This window comes from Streptomyces katrae, from assembly GCF_000717655.1.
Lineage (GTDB): Bacteria > Actinomycetota > Actinomycetes > Streptomycetales > Streptomycetaceae > Streptomyces > Streptomyces katrae_B.
In genome coordinates this window covers 189491-209450 of the sequence record NZ_JNZY01000003.1, presented here as the reverse complement: position 1 = coordinate 209450, position 19960 = coordinate 189491, and the positions used below count along the sequence as shown (strand labels likewise).

Below are 19960 nucleotides of genomic sequence, written 5' to 3'. Positions count from 1 at the left end.
GAAGCCATGCCAATTGTGCCCACAGTCCCGCGCTATGCACGACACGCGAAGGGGTCCGACGGTTGTGCGCATCAGCGCCCCATGCGTCCGCGAACCATTCCGACCATGGCGTTGAGCTCTTCGATGCGCATCCTCTTGGCAGCCACGAGGAAGACGACGGCCAGCGCGACACCGCCGGCGGCCAACGCGGCGAAGGAACCGGTGACTCCGCTGCCGAGCCACTGGGTGACAGCGTAGGCGGCTGCACCGGCCACCGCGGCCGCGGGGACGCAGGCACCGGTGAGGCGCGCGTAGGTCCGCATCACATGGGCGCCGTCGAGGTCGCCGCCCAGCCGGTTGCGCAGCCGACGCCAGGCGACGCCGACGCCGACGGTGTAGCCGAGGCCGTAGGCGGCCGCCATGCCGACGACCGCCCAGCGTGCGGGGAGCACGAAGAACGCGGCGGTGGAGACGGCCGCGTTGACGGTGGCGACGATGACCGTGTTGTAGAAGGGGGTCCGGGTGTCCTCGTAGGCGTAGAACCCGCGCAGGACGACGTACTGGACGGAGTACGGGATGAGCCCGAGGCCGAAGGCCATCAGGACGTAGCCGATGTTCTGGGCGCCGGAGCCGGAACCGGCGTACAGCAGCGTGGCCATGGGGACGCCGAGGGCGAGGAACGCGAAGGCGCACGGCACGATCGCGACGGCCGAGGTGCGCAGCCCGTACGAGATGTCGTCGCGGACGGCGGCGGCGTCCCCGTCGTGGGCGGAGCGGGAAATGCGGGGCAGGACGGCCGTCATGACGGAGACGGTGATGATGGCCTGCGGCATCTGCCACAGCAGCAGCGCGTAGTTGTAGGCCGTGATGCCGGTGCCCGGGTGGCCCTGCTTCTCGGCGACGGATCCGGCCCAGGTCGCGAGCTGGGTCACGACGACGAGGCCGATCTGGTTGGCGAGGACGAAGAAGAACGTCCACTTGGCCAGGCGGGCGGCCTTGCCGAGGCCGTGGCCCCGCCAGTCGAACCGCAGGCGCGGCTTGAAGCCGGCATCGCGCAGGTAGGGCAGCATCGCGAGCGCTTGGACGGTGAGGCCCAGGAGGGTGCCGAGGCCGAGCAGGCGGACGCCGTCGGCAGTGACGGTGGTGGCACTGACTCCGGAGGTGGTGAAACCGCCGAAGGCCCAGATGAAGGCCCCGAAGGTGGCGATGACGACGATGTTGTTGAGGACGGGGGTCCACATCATCGCGCCGAACCGGCCGCGTGCATTGAGGATCTGACCGAGGACCACGTGCACGCCCATGAAGAACATGGTCGGCAGGCAGTAGCGGGCGAAGGCGACCGCGACGTCCATCTGCTGGGGGTCGGAGGCGAGCTTCGGCGACATCATCGTGATGAACACCGGTGCGGCGAGGACACAGATGGTGGTGATGGCGGCCAGCAGCACCACGACGAGGGTCAGGAGGCGGTTGGCGTACGCCTCGCCCCCGTCGTCGTCCTGCTTCATGGCCCGCACCAGCTGGGGGATGAAGACGGCGTTGAGGGCGCCGCCGCCGACCAGCACGTAGATCATCGTCGGCAGGGTGTTGGCGATCTGGTACGTGTCGTTGAACGTGCCGACGCCGATGGCACCGGCGATGACGAGGGTCCGCAGGAAGCCGGTGATGCGGGAGACGATCGTGCCGGCGGCCATGAGGGCGCTGGACTTGAGCAGGCTGGAGGCGCGGCCGGCGGGCTTGCTCGGTGCCGGGACGGCGACGGGGGCGTCCTCGGCAGGGGGGCCGGGAGTCCCTTGCTGGTCCCGGTAGAGGTGCGCGAAGGCGTCGGGCTCGGGCTGCTCGTCCGCGGCCTTGGTGACCAGGGAGTCCACTCCGACGAACTGGGTGGTCGTGGCGTGGTCGCCGTAGGGCAGGTGCCGGGAGGGCCCGTCCGGCTCGGGCGGCGGGGTCTGCGCCCAGACGTGCGGGTCGGGGGCGTGCAGAGGGGTCTGCGGCGCCGCGTAGAGCGGGCCGGGCTCCTGGTAGGTGCCGGGCGGCGGCGGAGGGTGAGAGGCCCGGTCGTACAGGACCTCGGCGACGGGATCCTGGGCCGACAGGTCCTGTGACCGGTAGGGGTCGTGCTCGTAGGCGTCCTGGACATACGGGTCGCGGTCCGGCGCGGGCGCAGGCACGGGAACCTGCCCGGGCACGGGGGCGCCCGGGGCAGTGCCCTGGGAGGGCGCGGGCCCACCAGTGCCCTGCGCGCGGTCACCGTCGTACGGCGCGTTCATCGAAACCCCACCTCATCGTCCCCAGGCCGACCGGCCACGGCATCGCTCAACGGTCCACTGTCTCACCCGTGCCGGACGGCCCGGTGCTTTGCGGTCCGGTGTCCGGGGTCTCGTCACTCGGCTGCGTGCTCTCCTCGGCGGCCGCCCGGGCCGCCACGCGCTTGCGGCTGGCGTACATCTTGATGCCCGCGAGGACGAGGAGGAGGACGCCGCCTGCGATGACGAGCATGACGGTGGGAGTGATCTCGGTGGCCTCCACGGTGAACGTGCGCTGCTTGCCGTAGGGCACGCCGTCCGTGGTGAAGAGCTGCGCGGTGACCTCCACGGGGCCGCTCGCGGTGGCGTTGGCGGTGAACTTGACCGTCTGGCTGTGTCCGCCCGTGACGGTCACTTCCTGCTCGGCCTGGCCGCTGTCGCCGAACACCAGGCGGGTCGGGTTGGCGGACTTCACCCGCAGGACGAGGTTGTGGACGTCCTGGACGAGGCTGTTCTGGACGCTGACCGGGATGGTCGCGCTGTGTCCGGACAGGGTGGCGTCGGACTTGGGGACGACCTTGACCTTCTCGGTGAGGCCGATCAGGTACTCGTGCACCTGGTCCCGGTAGAGCCGGGCCTCCTCGGGGTGGCCCCGCCAGGAAGTGGACATCTCGCGGTTGGTGGTGTTGCCGAAGGGGATCTCCACGCGGTCGGGCGCGGTGAGGATCACCTTGAAGTGGTCCAGGGTGTTCTGGGTCGTGCGGATCTTCTCGAAGGCGGAGACCGGAAGCTCCGTCTTGCGCAGCGCATCGGGGTACTGGCCGGCGCCCGGGACCTGGGTGTTGACGCCAGGGTCCGGTTTGGCGGCGGCCGCGCCCTCGAGGTCGGCCGGCTGGGTCCAGCGGCCCGCCTGCAGCCCCCGCAGCGCGGCTGCCATCGTCTGCACCTGGCTGGAGGAGGGCATCCGCTGCGGGGTGACGACGAAGCTGCGCTGGCTGTCGGTCTTCTGCAGGTTCAGGGCGAGGCTCTGGGCGAGGAAGCGCTGCACGGCCAGGGTGGCGTTCCCGGCGCCCAGCATGTCGCCGTCGAAGGCGGTGGAGAGATCGGCATCGGCGACGACGGCGGTGGTTCCCGCTCCGATGGGACGGGCGGCCGACGGGGTGTAGCCCAGGGCGCCGGTCTCCTGGAGGCTGTCGCTGCGCGTGAGGACGTTGTGGGCGCCCGCCGAGGTGGCCACGTTGACGATCGACGGGTCGATGGCGCCGTCCAGGGGCCAGGAGAAGTCGGTGGACGGGGAGACGTGCAGCACCGTCTCCACGGCCTGCTTCGCCTTGTCGGTGGCCGGCCGCAGCTGGCCCAGGGTGCCCGAGACGTCCTTGCCCTGGTGGGCGAGGGAGGCGATGTCCGGGTCGGCGAACGGCAGCGCCACGATCTTCTTGCCCTGGACCGCGGCTTCCAGGGAGCTCAGCCACTGCTCGGCGACGGCCTTGTTCTTGCCCTGGACGACCCGCCCGTCCGGCGTGCGGAACCGGTATCCCTTGGTCATGGCGTCGACCGTGTAGAGCAGGTCGGGGTCGATGACCCAGGTGACGGGCAGGTCCTTGCCGAGGGCGACCATCTGCTGGAGGCGGCCGCCGGACTTGAGGTCCTCGGCGAGCGAGTCGTCGAGGAAGACGGGGGTCTGGAGCTCGTCCGAGCCGGTCTCCGCCGTCACGTGGGTGGTGGAGATCAGCGGCCACAGGTAAGTGAGCTGGGAGCGCTTGGAGGCCGCCTCCGGCTGCCAGGGCAGGAAGGTCCGCTTGATGCCGAGGACCTGCTCGTACGGGCGGCTCTCGGTCTCCCCGGACAGCGAGACGCCGAGCTGGTAGACGCCGTCCTTGTCCAGCTCCAGCTTGTTCACCGGGATCGTGAGGGTGAAGTCCTGCTTGACCTTCGACGGCAGCGAGGCGATCTTCACGGCGTAGGCCTGGTCGATCTCGCCGGGATCCGTGCCGGCCCGGAAGCCGGCGCGTTCCGCCGCCTCGTCGATGGAGGCCCGGTCGCCCAGCACGGGCCCGACCCGCAGGCCCACGTGCGCGCCGGTGATCGTCTCGCGGCCGTTGTTGACCACGCTGCCGGAGATCGTGAGGGTGTCGCCCTTGACCGGGGCCGTGGGGGCCATCTCGGTCAGCTGCACGTCGACGGCACCCGCGTCGGCGGCCTGGGCGGCCTGAGGGGCGGGCGAGTAGACCAGAGCGGCGAGCACGGGAGTCCCGGCCAGCAGCACGATTGCGCGCCGCAGCCAGCGGCGCCGGGCAGGTGCGGGGGGTGCCCCCTGGATGTCTGCCGCCTCGGCCACGCGCTGCCCGTCCCTCGAAGTGTCAGTGGTCGTCGTCTGTGCGTCCACGCATGGTAACGAGACCCGCTGTGCGCGAGTGCCGCGCCTTGCTCCACATGATCGTGGCCGGCCCGGCGGCACCGCAGGCCGGGGTGGCCGCAAACAGGGAAGCCCTCGCCGGGCCGGGCACGTACCCTTTTCTGTTGTGCCGAACGCCAACGAAGACAATCCCAGTGCCCTGAGTCAGGTGCAGCACCGCGCGGTCAGTGAACTGCTGCGGGTCGCCCCTGTCGCCGACGAGCTCGGCCGCCGGTTCCACGAGGCGGGCTTCCGCCTCGCCCTGGTCGGCGGGTCCGTACGCGATGCGCTGCTCGGGCGTCTCGGCAACGACCTCGACTTCACCACGGACGCCCTCCCGGGGGACGTTCTGAGGATCATCCGCCCGTGGGCCGACTCGGTATGGGACGTCGGCATTGCCTTCGGCACCGTCGGGGCCCAGAAGGACGGCTTCCAGATCGAGGTGACCACGTACCGCTCGGAGTCGTACGACCGCACCTCTCGCAAGCCGGAGGTCTCCTACGGCGACTCGATCGAGGAGGACCTGGTCCGTCGCGACTTCACCGTGAACGCGATGGCGGTCGCACTGCCGGAGAAGGAGTTCGTGGATCCGCACGGCGGTCTTGAGGACCTCCGGGCGGGCGTCCTGCGCACTCCCGGCACCCCGGAGGACTCCTTCTCCGACGACCCGCTGCGGATGCTGCGTGCGGCGCGCTTCGCCGCCCAGCTCGACTTCGAGGTCGCCCCGGAGGTCGTCGCGGCGATGCAGGCGATGTCCGACCGGATCGAGATCGTCTCGGCGGAGCGGGTGCAGGGTGAGCTGAACAAGCTGCTGCTGTCCGCGCACCCCCGCAAGGGCCTGGGCCTGCTCGTGGACACCGGGCTGGCCGACCACGTGCTGCCCGAGCTTCCCGCCCTGCGGCTGGAGAGTGACGAGCACCACCGCCACAAGGACGTCTACGACCACTCGCTGATCGTGCTGGAGCAGGCGATGGCTCTCGAGCAGGACGGCCCGGACCTGGTGCTGCGGCTGGCTGCCCTGCTCCACGACATCGGCAAGCCGCGTACCCGCCGGTTCGAGAGCGACGGCCGGGTCTCCTTCCACCACCATGAGGTGGTGGGCGCGAAGATGACCAAGAAGCGCATGACCGCGCTCAAGTACTCCAACGACATGGTCAAGGACGTGTCCCGGCTCGTGGAGCTGCACCTGCGCTTCCACGGCTACGGGGACGGCGAGTGGACCGACTCCGCGGTGCGGCGCTACGTCCGCGACGCCGGCCCGCTGCTGGAGCGCCTGCACAAGCTGACCCGGTCGGACTGCACCACCCGTAACAAGCGCAAGGCCAACGCCCTCTCCCGCACCTATGACGGCCTGGAGGAGCGCATTGCGCAGCTCCAGGAGCAGGAGGAGCTCGACGCCATCCGGCCCGACCTGGACGGCAACGAGATCATGCAGGTGCTGGGTGTCGGCCCGGGGCCGGTGATCGGCAAGGCGTATGCGTTCCTGCTGGACCTGCGGCTGGAGAACGGCCCCATGGAGCGTGACGCCGCGGTGACCGCCCTCAAGGAGTGGTGGGCCGCACAGGCCTGATGCGGCCGGCGTCTCACACGTCCGCGCGGGGCGATGTTTCACGTGAAACATCGCCCCGTCGTTTCAGGTACAACGCCGTCAGCGCGTAGAGGACGGCCACGCTCACGATCAGCGCGACGGACTGCCCGTCCGGGGGGAGCATGAGTGCCGCCACGGCGGCCGCACTCACGAACGCGATGTTGAAGAGCACGTCGTAGACGGAGAACACGCGGCCGCGGTAGTCGTCGTCCACATGGGACTGGATGGCCGTGTCGGTGGAGATCTTGGCGCCCTGGGTGGCGAGGCCGAGCACGAAGGCTGCGACCAGCATCGGGCCGGGCTTGAAGAAGAGTCCGAGGGGCGGCACCAGGACGGCAGCCCCTGCGGAGCAGGCCGTGATCCAGCCGCGGGTGCCCAGCCGGCCCACCAGCCAGGGGGTGACGAGGGCGGCCGTGAAGAATCCGGCTCCGGAGACGCCGACCGCGATGCCCAGCAGGGCGAGACCGCCGGACTCCGTGTTCGACCAGGAGTAGCGGCAGAGCATGAGCAGCGTCACGAACAGGGCCCCGTAGCAGAAGCGCATCAGGGTCATGGCGGTGAGCGCCTGGGCTGCCTCGCGCCGGGAGGCCAGGTGCCGCAGCCCTTCGGCCATGCCCCGGACGGTCAGGGCGACCCCCTCGGCGACCGACGGGTGGACCTGTCCGGCAGGGTGGTCCGGTCCGAGCAGCCCCACGGCCAGACGCAGCGAGACCAGGGCTGCGCACAGGTAGAGCGCGGCGCCGAGCAGCACCACCACGGCGTTGGAGTCGGAAGCCAGCAGCTGGACGAGGAAGGCGAGCCCGCCGCCGGCGACCGCCGCGAGCGTCCCGGCCGTGGGCGAGAGCGAATTGGCGGTGACCAGCTGTGCGGGGCCTACGACGCGGGGCAGGGACGCGGCGAGCCCGGCCAGGACGAAGCGGTTGACGGCGGTCACCGAGAGGGCCGAGGCGTAGAAGAGCCAGTCGGGGACGTGCGCGACGATCAGCACGCCGGTGCCGCACGCGAGGAGTGCCCGCAGCAGGTTGCCGTAGAGGAAGACCTGCCGGCGCCGCCAGCGGTCGAGCAGCACCCCGGCGAAGGGGCCGATCACCGAGTAGGGCAGCAGCAGGACCGCCATGGCCGAGGCGATGGCCGCGGGCGAGGTCTGCTTCTCCGGGGAGAACACCACGTACGTGGCGAGCGCCACCTGGTACACGCCGTCCGCCGCCTGGGAGAGCAGCCGTACGGCGAGCAGGTTGCGGAAGTCCCTCAGGCGCAGGAGTACGCGCAGATCACGTACGACAGGCATGAGGGCAAGGGTCACATACGCGGAGGGTCCCCGGGCACATTGCCCGGGGACCCTCCGCGGAAGAACAGTCGAAGACCAGGTGTCCGAAGACACCGGGAGGGCGACTTAGCGCTCGACCTCGCCCTTGATGAACTTCTCGACGTTGGCCAGGGCCTCGTCGTCGAAGTACTGCACCGGCGGGGACTTCATGAAGTAGCTCGAGGCCGACAGGATCGGACCGCCGATGCCGCGGTCCTTGGCGATCTTCGCGGCACGCAGGGCGTCGATGATGACACCGGCGGAGTTCGGGGAGTCCCAGACCTCGAGCTTGTACTCGAGGTTCAGCGGGACGTCGCCGAAGGCGCGGCCTTCGAGGCGGACGTAGGCCCACTTGCGGTCGTCGAGCCACGCGACGTAGTCGGACGGGCCGATGTGGACGTTCTTCTCGCCGAGCTCACGGTCGGGGATCTGCGAGGTGACGGCCTGCGTCTTGGAGATCTTCTTCGACTCGAGGCGGTCCCGCTCGAGCATGTTCTTGAAGTCCATGTTGCCGCCGACGTTGAGCTGCATGGTGCGCTCGAGACGGACACCGCGGTCCTCGAACAGCTTCGCCATCACGCGGTGCGTGATGGTGGCGCCGACCTGCGACTTGATGTCGTCGCCGACGATCGGGACACCGGCCTCGGTGAACTTGTCCGCCCACTCCTTGGTGCCGGCGATGAAGACCGGGAGGGCGTTGACGAACGCGACCTTGGCGTCGATGGCGCACTGGGCGTAGAACTTCGCCGCGTCCTCGGAGCCGACCGGCAGGTAGCAGATCAGGACGTCGACCTCGCGGTCCTTGAGGATCTGGACCACGTCGACCGGGGTCTCGGCGGACTCCTCGATCGTCATGCGGTAGTACTTGCCCAGGCCGTCCAGGGTGTGGCCGCGCTGCACGGTCACGCCCTTGTTGGGGACGTCGCAGATCTTGATGGTGTTGTTCTCGCTGGCGCCGATGGCGTCCGAGAGGTCGAGGCCGACCTTCTTCGCGTCGACGTCGAACGCGGCGACGAACTCGATGTCACGCACGTGGTAGTCGCCGAACTGGACGTGCATCAGACCGGGGACCTTGGCCGCCGGGTCGGCGTCCTTGTAGTACTCGACGCCCTGCACCAGCGAGGCGGCGCAGTTGCCCACGCCGACGATGGCTACGCGAACCGAACCCATTCCGGTTGCTCCCTGTTTGTTCTCGGACGAGGCCTGCGAGATGCAGGCCTCACTTTGCAGTTTCGTCGGGCGGACCGGGTCGTCTCTGATCCCGTCCCGCCCGCTCACTCTCGATGAGCTCGTTCAGCCAGCGCACTTCGCGCTCCACGGACTCCATTCCGTGCCGCTGCAGCTCAAGGGTGTAGTCGTCGAGGCGCTCCCGCGTACGCGCGAGTGAGGCGCGCATCTTCTCCAAGCGCTCCTCGAGCCGGCTGCGACGGCCCTCCAATACCCTCATGCGTACTTCTCGCTCGGTCTGACCGAAGAAGGCGAAGCGGGCGGCGAAGGACTCGTCCTCCCAGGCGTCGGGGCCCGTGTGGGACAGGAGCTCCTCGAAGTGCTCCTTACCTGCAGCCGTCAACCGGTAGACGATCTTGGCTCGGCGCCCTGCGAGTGAAGTAGCGAGAGCGTCTTCCGGGGCGTTGCCCGGTTCTTCGATCAACCAGCCGTTGGCTACCAACGTCTTGAGGCAGGGGTAGAGCGTTCCGTAGCTGAACGCCCGGAACACCCCCAGCGAGGTGTTGAGCCGCTTGCGGAGCTCGTACCCGTGCATGGGGGATTCGCGAAGGAGGCCGAGGACGGCGAACTCGAGGATGCCTGAGCGCCTGCTCATCCGCCTGCCTCCTTCACATCTGAGTTTTTATGCCGAGCTGATGTATCGGCTCGATACATCCAGACGATAGAGCGGGCCGTCTCCGGCGACAAGGGGCGAGGTGGTGACCGGCGTCACATCACCAATTCGTACCAGGCGAGTTGCCTGATTTGGGGTGAACTTCGGCACTGTTCGGGTTTTGAGCGTGCGTAGTCTGTGGGCCATGACAACGGGGGGAACCGGAATTCACCTGCCGCTTCCAGGCCACTCGCCTGCCCGAGGAGTAGTCGTTCGATGAGCGAGCACCGCCGCAAACCGCCGCAGCCCGAGGGCGGCGGACGTGCCGCGGCCCGCCGGGCCGCCCAGCAGCGCCCTGGCCGGGGCGCCGGGCCCGCACGTGACGTCCCCACTGCGTCACCCAGCGGACCGTACGCAGAGCCGCCCGGCCCCGGAGGCCGTGCCGGGGCACGCCGGGCTGCCCCTCGTGGATCCGGAGGCCGTGGACGCACCGCCGGCCCCGCCGGCCGCGGTTCGGGCCGCCCGGACAAGCGGCTGATCAACTACCCGCGCTCCGACAAGGCAGGCTGGCAGCGCTTCGTACCGTCCTGGAAGCTGGTCTGCGGCACGGCCCTCGGCTTCTTCGCGATCATCACGGCAGGGGCCGGCATCGGCATCGCGTCGGTGAACACACCCGACCCGAACAAGGCGGCCCAGGCGCAGAACAACGTCTTCTACTGGGAAGACGGCTCCCAGATGGTGGCCACCGGCGGTTCGATGAACCGGCAGATCGTGCCCATCGACAAGATCCCCAAGTCGATGCAGAGCGCCGTGATCGCCGCCGAGAACGAGTCCTTCGAGACGGACAAGGGCGTCGACCCGATGGGCATCGCCCGGGCCGTGTGGAACATGGCCAAGGGCGGCTCCACCCAGGGCGGCTCGACCATCACCCAGCAGTACGTGAAGAACACGTACCTGGACTCCGACCAGACGCTCAAGCGCAAGGTCACCGAGCTCTTCATCTCGATAAAGCTGGGTGTTTCCGAGGAGAAGGACACGATCCTCGCGGGCTACCTCAACACCGCGTACTACGGCCGGGACGCGTACGGCATCCAGGCGGCCGCGCGGGCCTACTTCGGCAAGGACTGCGTGGACCTCACGCCCTCCGAGAGCGCCTTCCTCGCCTCCGTGCTCAAGGGCCCCAACCTCTACAACCCGGACGGCGGCATCGGTGCCGCGGCCACCCCCGAGAAGAACACCGAGCGGGCCAAGGAGCGCTGGGCCTGGGTCCTGGACCGCGAGGTCGCGGTGAAGCGGATGCCGAAGGCCGAGCGGGACCAGTTCAAGGAGTTCCCCAAGATCGTCGACTCCGAGCAGGCCCGTGGCCTGTCCGGGCAGACCGGCTACCTGGTCGAGACGGCCAAGCAGTACGTGATGAAGGTCACGGGCATCACGGCCGACGAGATGGCCCGCGGCGGCTACCAGATCAAGACCACCTTCCAGAAGCCGAAGGTGGACGCACTGGTCAAGGCCGTCGAGGACACCCGCAACGACTTCCTGGACGAGAAGGCCCGGCCCGAGTACGACACCTTCGTGCAGTTCGGCGCGGCCTCCGTGGACGTGAAGTCCGGAGCGATCGTGGCCCTGTACGGCGGCCCGGGCATGGACAAGAAGTACTTCAGCAACAACGCCAACACCATCGGCGTCCCGGTCGGATCGACCTGGAAGCCGTACGTCCTGGCGGCCGCGATGCAATACGGCACCCAGAACTCGAGCGGCCGGGGCATCTCGGCCGACAGCAAGTACAACGCGAACGACCTGACGGTGATCAACAACCGTGACGGCAAGCCGCTGATGGACGCGTCCGGCAAGCCGTTCAAGCAGAAGAACGAGAGCACCTACCCCTACGGATACGTGACCCTCAACGAGGCGATGGAGAAGTCCATCAACGTGCCGTTCGCGCAGCTCGTCTTCGATGTGGGCCACAGCAAGGTCCGGGAGGTCGCCGAGTCCACGGGCATCCTCAAGGACTCGATGAACCCGAACAACGACGCCTCGTTCGCCCTCGGCACCTCGACCCCGAGTGCCATCCGCATGGCCGACTCCTACGCCACCTTCGCCGCCTCCGGCACCCACCGCGAGCCGTTCTCCGTGACCCGCGTCGAAAAGGACGGCAAGGAGCTGCCCGGCTTCGGGGCCCCCAAGGAGCAGCGGGCGATGGACAACGCCATCGCCGACAACATCACCAAGGTCCTGCAGAACGTCGTCGAGAACGGCACGGGCACCAAGGTCAGGAAGCTCGGCTTCAACCGGCCCGCCGCGGGCAAGACCGGAACCACCGACAAGAACAAGTCGGCCTGGTTCGTCGGCTACACGCCGGAGCTGTCCACCTCGGTCGCCCTGTTCCGCACCGACCCGAACTCGGCGGACAAGAAGCTGATCTCCATGAACGGCGTGGGCGGCGTCGACTCCATCCACGGTGGCGACATCCCGGCCGCGATCTGGACCGAGTACATGAAGGAAGCCCTCAAGGGCACGCCGGTCAAGGAGTTCCCGGAGGCGGACAAGATCGGCGTCACCGCGGACGCCTCGGGCGCCCCTTCGCCGAGCCCCTCCTTCTTCCCCTCGCCGTCCCCGTCGATGCCCTCGCCGTCGGCGAGCTCCTCGCCGCCGGTCTCCCCCAGCCCGTCGAGGGGCGGCAAGCCGAGCTGCAAGCCGTGGGAGCTGTACTGCATCCCGGACACCAGCGGCGGCACCACCAGCGGCACCACCAGCGGCGGTACCGGCGGGTCCAGCGGATCACCGTCTCCGACGCCATCGGGCAAACCGGGCCGCCCGGGCGGAACCAGCTGGGGGAGCACGGTCGGGACCTCGGGCTGACCCACTCCCCCTCCTCTCCGGCGAGGGCCGTCGCACACGGTGCGGCGGCCCTCCCGGATGTCCGGCCCCGTACGGCAGGATGAGCGCATGACCAAGGTGCACGAGGAGCGGCCCGTACTGCCCACCCGGCAGGACGACGTCGCCACGGCAGGCAGCGAGTTCCTCGGCGGCCCGATGGGCCGCTACGCCCGGCTGGGCGGCCACTGGCTGACCCCGGTGCGCGTCGTGGTCCTCGTCGCCCTCGGACTGTTCGCGCTCGGCATGGTGCAGAAGCTGCCCTGTTACGACTGGGCGTGGTTCCGCGGAGCCGGCTCGCAGTACACGCACGCCTGCTACTCCGACATCCCGCACCTCTTCGCCGTACGGGGCTTCGCCGACGGACTCACGCCCTACTTCGACCGGCTCCCCGGCGACATGGAGTATCTGGAGTACCCGGTGCTCACCGGGCTCTTCATGGAGGTCGCCTCCTGGCTGACCCCCGGCAGCGGCTCCATGCAGCACCGCGAGCAGATGTACTGGATGGTCAACGCGGGGATGCTGATGGCCTGCGCCGCGGTCATCGCCGTGTGCGTCGCACGGACCCACCACCGCCGGCCCTGGGACGCGCTGCTCTTCGCCCTGGCGCCCGCCTACGCGCTCACCGCGACGATCAACTGGGACCTGCTGGCCATCGCCCTGACCGCCGCGGGAATGCTCATGTGGTCCCGCGGCCGGACCGTGCTCTTCGGCGTCTTCATCGGCCTGGCCACCGCGGCGAAGCTGTATCCCGTCCTGCTGCTCGGCGTGCTGTTCGTGCTGTGCTGGCGGTCCGGGAAGTGGCGGGCGTTCGGCTCCGCCGCCCTCGGCGCGGCCGTCTCCTGGCTCGTGGTGAACCTGCCGGTCATGATCTACGCCTGGGACGGCTGGAAGAAGTTCTACACGTTCAGCCAGGAACGGCCGATCGACTTCGGGTCCGTGTGGCTGCTCATCTCCCAGCGCTCCGGGAACCCCCTGGAGGACGCCAACACGTACGCGACGGGCCTGACGCTGCTGCTGTGCGCGGGCATCGGAGTGCTGACGCTGACCGCCCCGCGCCGCCCGCGCTTCGCCCAGCTGGCGTTCCTGGTCGTGGCCGCCTTCATCCTGGCCAACAAGGTCTACTCGCCGCAGTACGTGCTGTGGCTCATCCCGCTGGCGGCGCTGGCCAGGCCGCGCTGGCGGGACTTCCTGATCTGGCAGGCCGGCGAGGTCGTGTACTTCCTCGGGATCTGGCTGTACCTCGCCTACACGACCAGCGGGGACAAGCACCAGGGCCTGCCCGTGGAGGGCTACCAGCTGGCGATCGCCGCCCACCTGCTGACGACCCTCTACCTGTGCGTGGTGGTCGTGCGCGACATCCTGATGCCCGAGCGGGACGTCGTACGCCGCGACGGGTCGGACGACCCGTCGGGAGGGGTCCTGGACGGGGCCGAGGACGTGTTCGCGCTGTCGGACGCCGCGAGGGCGCCGCAGGATGCGGCGCCCTCGGAGGGACAGCGGGTCGAGTGGGGCATGGCCCGCAAGGACTGACCGGTCAGGCGTCGAGCACCCGGTCGAACTGCGTGGTGGTGTGGCGCAGGTGCGCCACCAGCTCGTCGCCGACCTTCGGCTCGGGGGCGTCCGACGGCACGAACAGGATCGACACCTGCATGTGCGGGGGCTCCGCGAACCAGCGCTGCTTGCCCGCCCACACGAACGGCGACAGGTTCCGGTTCACGGTGGCCAGACCGGCCCGGGCCACGCCCTTGGCGCGCGGCATCACGCCGTGCAGGGCCTTGGGGGCCTCCAGGCCCACCCCGTGCGAGGTCCCGCCGGCGACCACGACCAGCCAGCCGTCGGAAGCCGCCTTCTGCTGCCGGTAGCCGAACCGGTCGCCCTTGGCGACGCGTGTGACGTCCAGGACGGCGCCGCGGTACTCGGTTGCCTCGTGGTCGCCCAGCCACAGCCGGGTGCCGATCCGCGCCCGGAAGCGGGTCTGCGGGAACTGCTGGTGCAGCCGCGCCAGCTCCTCGGCCCGCAGGTGGCTGACGAACATGGTGTGGAGCGGAAGCCGGGCCGCGCGCAGCCGGTCCATCCAGCCGATGACCTCCTCGACGGCGTCCGAACCGTCCGGGCGGTCCAGCGGCAGGTGCAGGGCGAAGCCCTCCAGCCGCACGTCCTCGATCGCCGAGTGCAGCTGGCCCAGGTCCTGCTCTGAGATGCCGTGGCGGCGCATCGAGCTCATGCACTCGATGACCACGCGGGCGCCGACCAGGCCGCGGACCCCGTCCAGCGAGGACACCGAGCGGATCACCCGGTCCGGCAGCGGCACCGGCTCCTCGCCCCGCCGGAACGGGGTGAGGACGAGCAGGTCGCCGCCGAAGTAGTCCTTGATGCTGGCGGCCTCGTACGTGGTCCCGACGGCCAGGACGTCGGCGCCCAGCCGGGTCGCCTCCTCGCACAGCCGCTCGTGGCCGAAGCCGTAGCCGTTGCCCTTGCAGACCGGGATCATCCCGGGGAACTGGTCCTGGATCTGCTTCTGGTGCGCACGCCAGCGCGCGGTGTCGACGTAGAGCGTGAGCGCCATGCCCGTCCGGAGCCTCTCTCGAAAGCTGCAAGGTGCAGCGGTGCGGTGTGGGGGATGCAGCAGGAGGTCAGCGGCGCGACATGTAGATGTCGAGCGCCTTGTGCAGCATCTTGTTGAGCGGGAAGTCCCACTCGCCGACGTACTCGACGGCCTCGCCACCTGTACCGACCTTGAACTGGATCAGGCCGAACAGGTGGTCGTTCTCGTCCAGCGTGTCACTGATGCCGCGCAGGTCGTAGACGCTGGCACCGAGCGCGTACGAATCGCGCAGCATGCGCCACTGCATCGCGTTCGATGGCCGCACCTCGCGCTTGTGGTTGGCGGATGCGCCGTACGAGTACCAGACGTGCTGGCCGACGGTGAGCATCGTGGCGGCGGCCAGCGGCTCCCCCTCGTGCTTCGCGATGTACAGCCGCATCCGGTTCGGGTCCTCGGAGTTGAGGGCCGTCCACTGGCGCTGGAAGTAGCTGAGCGGGCGCGGGCGGAACTTGTCGCGCTCGGCCGTGATCTCGTACAGCTCCTGCCAGACCGGCAGGTCCTCGTAGCCGCCCTGGACGACCTCGACGCCGGCCTTCTCGGCCTTCTTGATGTTGCGGCGCCACAGCTGGTTGAAGCCCTTGAGGACGTCGTCCAGCGAGCGGTTGGCGAGCGGCACCTGGAAGACGTAGCGGGGCTGCACGTCGCCGAAGCCGGCGCCGCCGTCCTCGCCCTGCTGCCAGCCCATGCGGCGCAGCTTGTCGGACACCTCGAACGCGCGGGGCTCGATGTGCGAGGCCTCCACGTCCCGCAGGCGCTTGACCTCGGGGTCCTGGATTCCGGCCTTGATGGCGGCGGAGTTCCAGCGGCGGATGACGACGGGCGGGCCCATCTTCACGGTGAAGGCGCCCTGGCGCTTGAGGTGCGCCAGCATCGGCTGGAGCCACTCCTCCAGATTCGGGGCGTACCAGTTGATGACCGGGCCTTCGGGAAGGTAGGCGAGGTACCGCTTCACCTTGGGCAGCTGGCGGTACAACACGAGGGCGGCACCGACCAGTTCGTCGTTCTGGTCGAACCAACCGAGGTTCTCGGAGCGCCACTCGTTCTTCACGTCGGCCCACGCCGGGACCTGGCAGTGGCTAGCCGAGGGCAGGCTCTGGAGGTATCCCAGATGCTGCTCTCGGCTGATGGTCCTCAGGGACAGGCTCATGCGGGGCGTCTCCTCCGGCGGCTTCGCTGGCTATGGCGCGAAGCCTACTGCGACAAGGGCGCCACCCTTCTGGGGGACGGGCCGGGCCCGGGCCGGTGAGCGGCCGGTGCCCTGTCGCGGAGGTACCCCCGGTCAGCCCCGTCAGCCGCCGAAGAGGCCGCCGTGGAACATACCGAGGTAGAAGCCCACGGCCGAGGCGCCAAGCCCGATGATCAGTGCGAAGCGCTCGCGTGTCGTCTCGGAGATGAACTGTCCGTACGCGCCGGTCAGGATGCCGACGAGCCCGGTCCACGAGCTGAGCAGGTGCAGATTGTCGAAGAATCCCGTGACGAACGCCACGACCCCGAGCACCAGCGTGGCCGCCATGAGCGCGTCCTGCAGCGGATGGGGCTTGCCGTCGGTGGCGAAGATCGAGATGGGCTGACGTTGCATTGCCTGTGCCATCGGAAGGCACCTCCTGGCTGACGCAGAGCGGTGCGCGGGGCTGCCTCCGGCAGGGGCCGGGGCATAGCACCGAGCACACCCGGTGAATACAGAGTGTGGCCTCTTCCCGTCGGATTTCAACCGGAAGGAGTCGAGCAGGTAGTCTGTACAGCTGCGCGGTGTCTGCTCACAGACGCCGTGCGCACGCATCACGACCCTCCTGCCACGGAACGACCGTGGCCGCTGAGTCCAAAGGAGGTGGGTTCCACATGCGTCACTACGAAGTGATGGTCATCCTCGACCCCGATCTCGAGGAGCGCGCTGTCTCCCCGCTGATCGAGAACTTCCTCTCCGTCGTCCGTGAGGGCAACGGAAAGGTCGAGAAGGTCGACACCTGGGGCCGTCGTCGTCTCGCTTACGAGATCAAGAAGAAGCCCGAGGGCATCTACTCGGTCATCGACCTTCAGGCCGAGCCTGCGGTCGTCAAGGAGCTTGACCGACAGATGAACCTGAACGAGTCGGTTCTCCGGACCAAGGTCCTCCGCCCCGAGACCCACTGAACTTCGGTTCAGCGGTAATCGGGACCGAGTAGCACAGCAGCCCAGCAGCAAATCCCCGCCGAGAGGTTCATCCATGGCAGGCGAGACCGTCATCACGGTCGTCGGCAATCTCGTCGACGACCCCGAGCTGCGCTTCACCCCCTCGGGTGCGGCGGTCGCGAAGTTCCGTGTCGCGTCCACCCCCCGCACCTTCGACCGCCAGACCAACGAGTGGAAGGACGGCGAGAGCCTGTTCCTGACTTGCTCGGTGTGGCGGCAGGCGGCCGAGAACGTCGCCGAGTCCCTTCAGCGGGGCATGCGCGTCATCGTGCAGGGCCGGCTGAGGCAGCGGTCGTACGAGGACCGTGAGGGTGTCAAGCGCACGGTCTACGAGCTGGACGTCGAGGAAGTCGGCCCCAGCCTGAAGAACGCCACGGCCAAGGTCGCCAAGACCACCGGCCGCGGTGGTCAGGGTGGATACGGCGGCGGTGGCCAGCAGCAGGGCGGCGGCGGTGGCTGGGGCGGAGCCCCCAGCGGCGGCGCCCCGCAGGGCGGCGGAGCTCCCTCCGACGACCCGTGGGCGTCCAGTGCGCCGGCCGGCGGCCAGCAGCAGCAGGGCGGCGGGGGCGGCTGGGGCGGAAGCTCCGGCGGCTCCAACGGTGGCTACTCGGACGAGCCTCCCTTCTAGGGAAGCTCGCATCCCCACTTCTTGATCACACAGGAGAGACACAATGGCGAAGCCGCCTGTGCGCAAGCCTAAGAAGAAGGTCTGCGCGTTCTGCAAGGACAAGACCGCGTACGTGGACTACAAGGACACGAACATGCTGCGGAAGTTCATTTCCGACCGCGGCAAGATCCGTGCCCGCCGCGTCACCGGCAACTGCACGCAGCACCAGCGTGACGTCGCCACGGCCGTGAAGAACAGCCGTGAGATGGCGCTGCTGCCCTACACGTCCACCGCGCGATAAGGAAAGGGTGACCGACTAATGAAGATCATCCTGACCCACGAGGTTTCTGGCCTCGGTGCCGCCGGCGATGTCGTCGACGTCAAGGACGGTTACGCTCGCAACTACCTGGTCCCGCGTGGTTTCGCGATCCGCTGGACCAAGGGTGGCGAGAAGGACGTGGCGCAGATCCGCCGCGCCCGCAAGATCCACGAGATCGCGACCATCGAGCAGGCCAACGAGGTCAAGGCCAAGCTCGAGGGCACGAAGGTCCGTCTGGCCACCCGCTCGGGTGACGCCGGCCGTCTCTTCGGCTCCGTGACCCCGGCCGACATCGCCACGGCGATCGAGGCTTCCGGTGGTCCGAAGGTCGACAAGCGCCGCGTCGAGCTGGCTGCCCCGATCAAGACCCTCGGTTCGTACCAGGTCTCCGTGCGTCTGCACGCCGAGGTCGCCGCGAACGTGGGCGTCGAGGTCGTCGCCGCCTAAGTGCTGCACGCGAAGGGCCGCACCCCTGTGGGGTGCGGCCCTTCGTCGTTCTCGGGCTCCGACCGATGTTTCACGTGAAACCTGCGGGGGAGCATGCCGCGGAACGACCCGTGTTTCACGTGAAACATCGGCTCGTGGATCAGCGGGTCGCCCCCGCGACCAGCCATCGGCCGGAGCGTGCGCGCAGCTGGAGGGTGGCCATCCGGACCAGCATCATCAGGGTCATGGCCCACCAGAGCGTCGTCAGACCGCCTCCGACGGTCGGGACGAGCAGGGCCACCGGCGTGAACGCGGCCAGCGTCACGAGCATCGCCCAGGCCAGGTAGCGGCCGTCCCCCGCACCCATGAGAACCCCGTCGAGCACGAACACGATGCCGGCCACCGGCTGGCACAGGGCCACGACCAGCAGGGCGGGCAGCAAGGCGTCCTCGACTGCCGGATCGCCGGTGAAGAGCGGGATGAACAGCGGGCGGGCCGCGATCACCAGCGTGCCCAGGACGAACCCGGAGACGATGCCCCACTGCATCACCCGGCGGCAGACGGCCCTGGCCCCCGCGGTGTCGTCGGCGCCCAGGTAGCGGCCGATGATGGCCTGTCCGGCGATGGCGATGGCGTCGAGAGCGAAGGCGAGCAGGCTCCACAGGGAGAGCAGTATCTGGTGGGCTGCGATGTCCGCGTCGCCGAGCCGCGCGGCCACGGCAGTTGCGATCATCAGGACGGCGCGCAGCGACAAGGTGCGCACCAGCAGCGGTACGCCGGCTTGGGCGCAGGCCCGGATACCCGCGAGGTCGGGGTGCAGGGAGGCCCCGTGTCGGCGGGCTCCGCGGACCACCACCACCAGATAAGCGCCGGCCATGGCGCACTGGGCGATCACGGTGCCGCAGGCGGAACCGGCGATGCCGAAGCCTGCGCCGTATACGAGGGCGCCGTTCAGGCCCGCGTTGAGAGCGAAGCCCCCGATGGCGACGTAGAGCGGGGTACGGGTGTCCTGGAGACCGCGGATGACGCCGGTGGCGGCCAGCACCATCAGCATGGCCGGGATTCCCAGGGCGGAGATCCGCAGGTAGGTGACCGCGTACGGGGCGACGGTGTCGGAGGCTCCGAAGAGGGAGATCAGCCAGGGCGCCGCGGGGAGTACGACGGCTACGACGGCCGCCCCGATCAGGAGGGCGAGCCAGATGCCGTCCATGCCCTGCCGGATGGCTGCCGGGAGGTCCCCCGCGCCGACCCGGCGGGAGACGGCCGCGGTGGTGGCGTAGGCGAGGAACACGAAGACGCTGACGGCGGTGGTGAGGAGGGCGGCGGCGATGCCGAGTCCTGCCAGTTGGGGGGTGCCGAGGTGCCCCACGATGGCGCTGTCGGCCATCACGAACAGGGGTTCGGCGACGAGGGCGCCGAAAGCCGGGACGGCGAGCGCGAGTATCTCGCGGTCGTGCCGTCTCGGGGCTGCCTTCAGCGGCACGAGAGCCTGTGTCATGCGCTCAATCTAATCTTCCACAGGTAATAGACGCAACTGGCCTTGGATCCTTACCTGTGAGTTGGCTTGCGTCTTCTCGGCACCCCGTTGGAGGCGATCTCGGAAACGCCGCGAAGAAATTTCTCCCCC

Annotated in this window: 16 protein-coding genes; 7 read left to right on the top strand and 9 right to left on the bottom strand. The window is 69.2% G+C overall.

Going from position 1 to position 19960, the window contains the following annotated elements:
• Positions 1 to 71: 71 nt before the first annotated feature.
• The gene (murJ, locus tag IF09_RS0105945) at positions 72 to 2246 is read right to left on the bottom strand and encodes a murein biosynthesis integral membrane protein MurJ (protein ID WP_030292627.1); all 2175 of its coding nucleotides are present in this window, start codon (positions 2244 to 2246) and stop codon (positions 72 to 74) included.
• A 46-nt stretch (positions 2247 to 2292) separates the two neighbouring features.
• Entirely contained in the window at positions 2293 to 4560 is a 2268-nt protein-coding gene (locus tag IF09_RS0105940) for a DUF6049 family protein (RefSeq protein ID WP_030292625.1), read from the bottom strand.
• A gap of 184 nt (positions 4561 to 4744) precedes the next feature.
• Between IF09_RS0105940 and IF09_RS0105935 the strand changes: the two genes are divergently transcribed.
• Positions 4745 to 6187 carry a CCA tRNA nucleotidyltransferase gene (locus IF09_RS0105935; protein WP_030292623.1) on the top strand — a complete coding sequence of 481 codons (1443 nt, stop codon included), beginning with the start codon at positions 4745 to 4747 and terminating at the stop codon, positions 6185 to 6187.
• A 13-nt stretch (positions 6188 to 6200) separates the two neighbouring features.
• Here IF09_RS0105935 and IF09_RS0105930 read toward each other — a convergent pair whose 3' ends face one another.
• From IF09_RS0105930 to IF09_RS0105920, 3 genes are all read right to left on the bottom strand, one after another.
• Entirely contained in the window at positions 6201 to 7493 is a 1293-nt protein-coding gene (locus IF09_RS0105930) for an MFS transporter (RefSeq protein ID WP_037634080.1), read from the bottom strand.
• Positions 7494 to 7598: 105 nt separating this feature from the next.
• Positions 7599 to 8681 (bottom strand): inositol-3-phosphate synthase, encoded by a 1083-nt coding sequence (locus IF09_RS0105925; protein ID WP_030292620.1) that lies wholly within the window; start codon positions 8679 to 8681, stop codon positions 7599 to 7601.
• Positions 8682 to 8730: 49 nt separating this feature from the next.
• On the bottom strand, positions 8731 to 9333 hold the full coding sequence (locus tag IF09_RS0105920) for a PadR family transcriptional regulator (RefSeq protein WP_030292615.1): 603 nt from the start codon (positions 9331 to 9333) through the stop codon (positions 8731 to 8733).
• A gap of 273 nt (positions 9334 to 9606) precedes the next feature.
• On the opposite strand from IF09_RS0105920, the gene IF09_RS0105915 reads away from it, so the two are divergent.
• Positions 9607 to 12189 (top strand): transglycosylase domain-containing protein, encoded by a 2583-nt coding sequence (locus tag IF09_RS0105915; RefSeq protein WP_030292613.1) that lies wholly within the window; start codon positions 9607 to 9609, stop codon positions 12187 to 12189.
• An 87-nt stretch (positions 12190 to 12276) separates the two neighbouring features.
• Entirely contained in the window at positions 12277 to 13737 is a 1461-nt protein-coding gene (locus tag IF09_RS0105910) for a glycosyltransferase family 87 protein (RefSeq protein WP_030292611.1), read from the top strand.
• A 4-nt stretch (positions 13738 to 13741) separates the two neighbouring features.
• Here the strand turns inward: IF09_RS0105910 and IF09_RS0105905 are convergent, their stop codons facing one another.
• The 3 genes from IF09_RS0105905 to IF09_RS0105895 all read right to left on the bottom strand — a co-directional run bounded on the left by IF09_RS0105905 (position 13742) and on the right by IF09_RS0105895 (position 16403).
• On the bottom strand, positions 13742 to 14773 hold the full coding sequence (locus tag IF09_RS0105905) for an alanine racemase (RefSeq protein WP_030292609.1): 1032 nt from the start codon (positions 14771 to 14773) through the stop codon (positions 13742 to 13744).
• A 67-nt stretch (positions 14774 to 14840) separates the two neighbouring features.
• Positions 14841 to 15959, bottom strand: coding sequence for a lipid II:glycine glycyltransferase FemX (locus tag IF09_RS0105900; protein WP_030153200.1), 1119 nt, complete (start codon positions 15957 to 15959; stop codon positions 14841 to 14843).
• 141 nt (positions 15960 to 16100) lie between these two features.
• Positions 16101 to 16403, bottom strand: a complete 303-nt coding sequence (locus IF09_RS0105895; RefSeq protein ID WP_030292607.1) for a hypothetical protein — start codon at positions 16401 to 16403, stop codon at positions 16101 to 16103.
• A gap of 248 nt (positions 16404 to 16651) precedes the next feature.
• Between IF09_RS0105895 and rpsF the strand changes: the two genes are divergently transcribed.
• The 4 genes from rpsF to rplI all read left to right on the top strand — a co-directional run bounded on the left by rpsF (position 16652) and on the right by rplI (position 18354).
• Positions 16652 to 16942 (top strand): 30S ribosomal protein S6, encoded by a 291-nt coding sequence (gene rpsF / locus IF09_RS0105890; protein WP_004950685.1) that lies wholly within the window; start codon positions 16652 to 16654, stop codon positions 16940 to 16942.
• 73 nt (positions 16943 to 17015) lie between these two features.
• A complete protein-coding gene (locus IF09_RS0105885) occupies positions 17016 to 17609 on the top strand; it encodes a single-stranded DNA-binding protein (RefSeq protein WP_030292604.1) in 594 nt (197 codons plus the stop codon).
• 43 nt (positions 17610 to 17652) lie between these two features.
• The gene (rpsR, locus tag IF09_RS0105880; protein ID WP_005315025.1) at positions 17653 to 17889 is read left to right on the top strand and encodes a 30S ribosomal protein S18; all 237 of its coding nucleotides are present in this window, start codon (positions 17653 to 17655) and stop codon (positions 17887 to 17889) included.
• A gap of 18 nt (positions 17890 to 17907) precedes the next feature.
• Positions 17908 to 18354, top strand: coding sequence for a 50S ribosomal protein L9 (rplI, locus tag IF09_RS0105875; RefSeq protein ID WP_030292603.1), 447 nt, complete (start codon positions 17908 to 17910; stop codon positions 18352 to 18354).
• Positions 18355 to 18493: 139 nt separating this feature from the next.
• On the opposite strand, the gene IF09_RS0105870 is transcribed toward rplI, so the two are convergent.
• A complete protein-coding gene (locus IF09_RS0105870) occupies positions 18494 to 19831 on the bottom strand; it encodes an MATE family efflux transporter (RefSeq protein ID WP_030292601.1) in 1338 nt (445 codons plus the stop codon).
• Between the last annotated feature and the right edge of the window lie 129 nt (positions 19832 to 19960).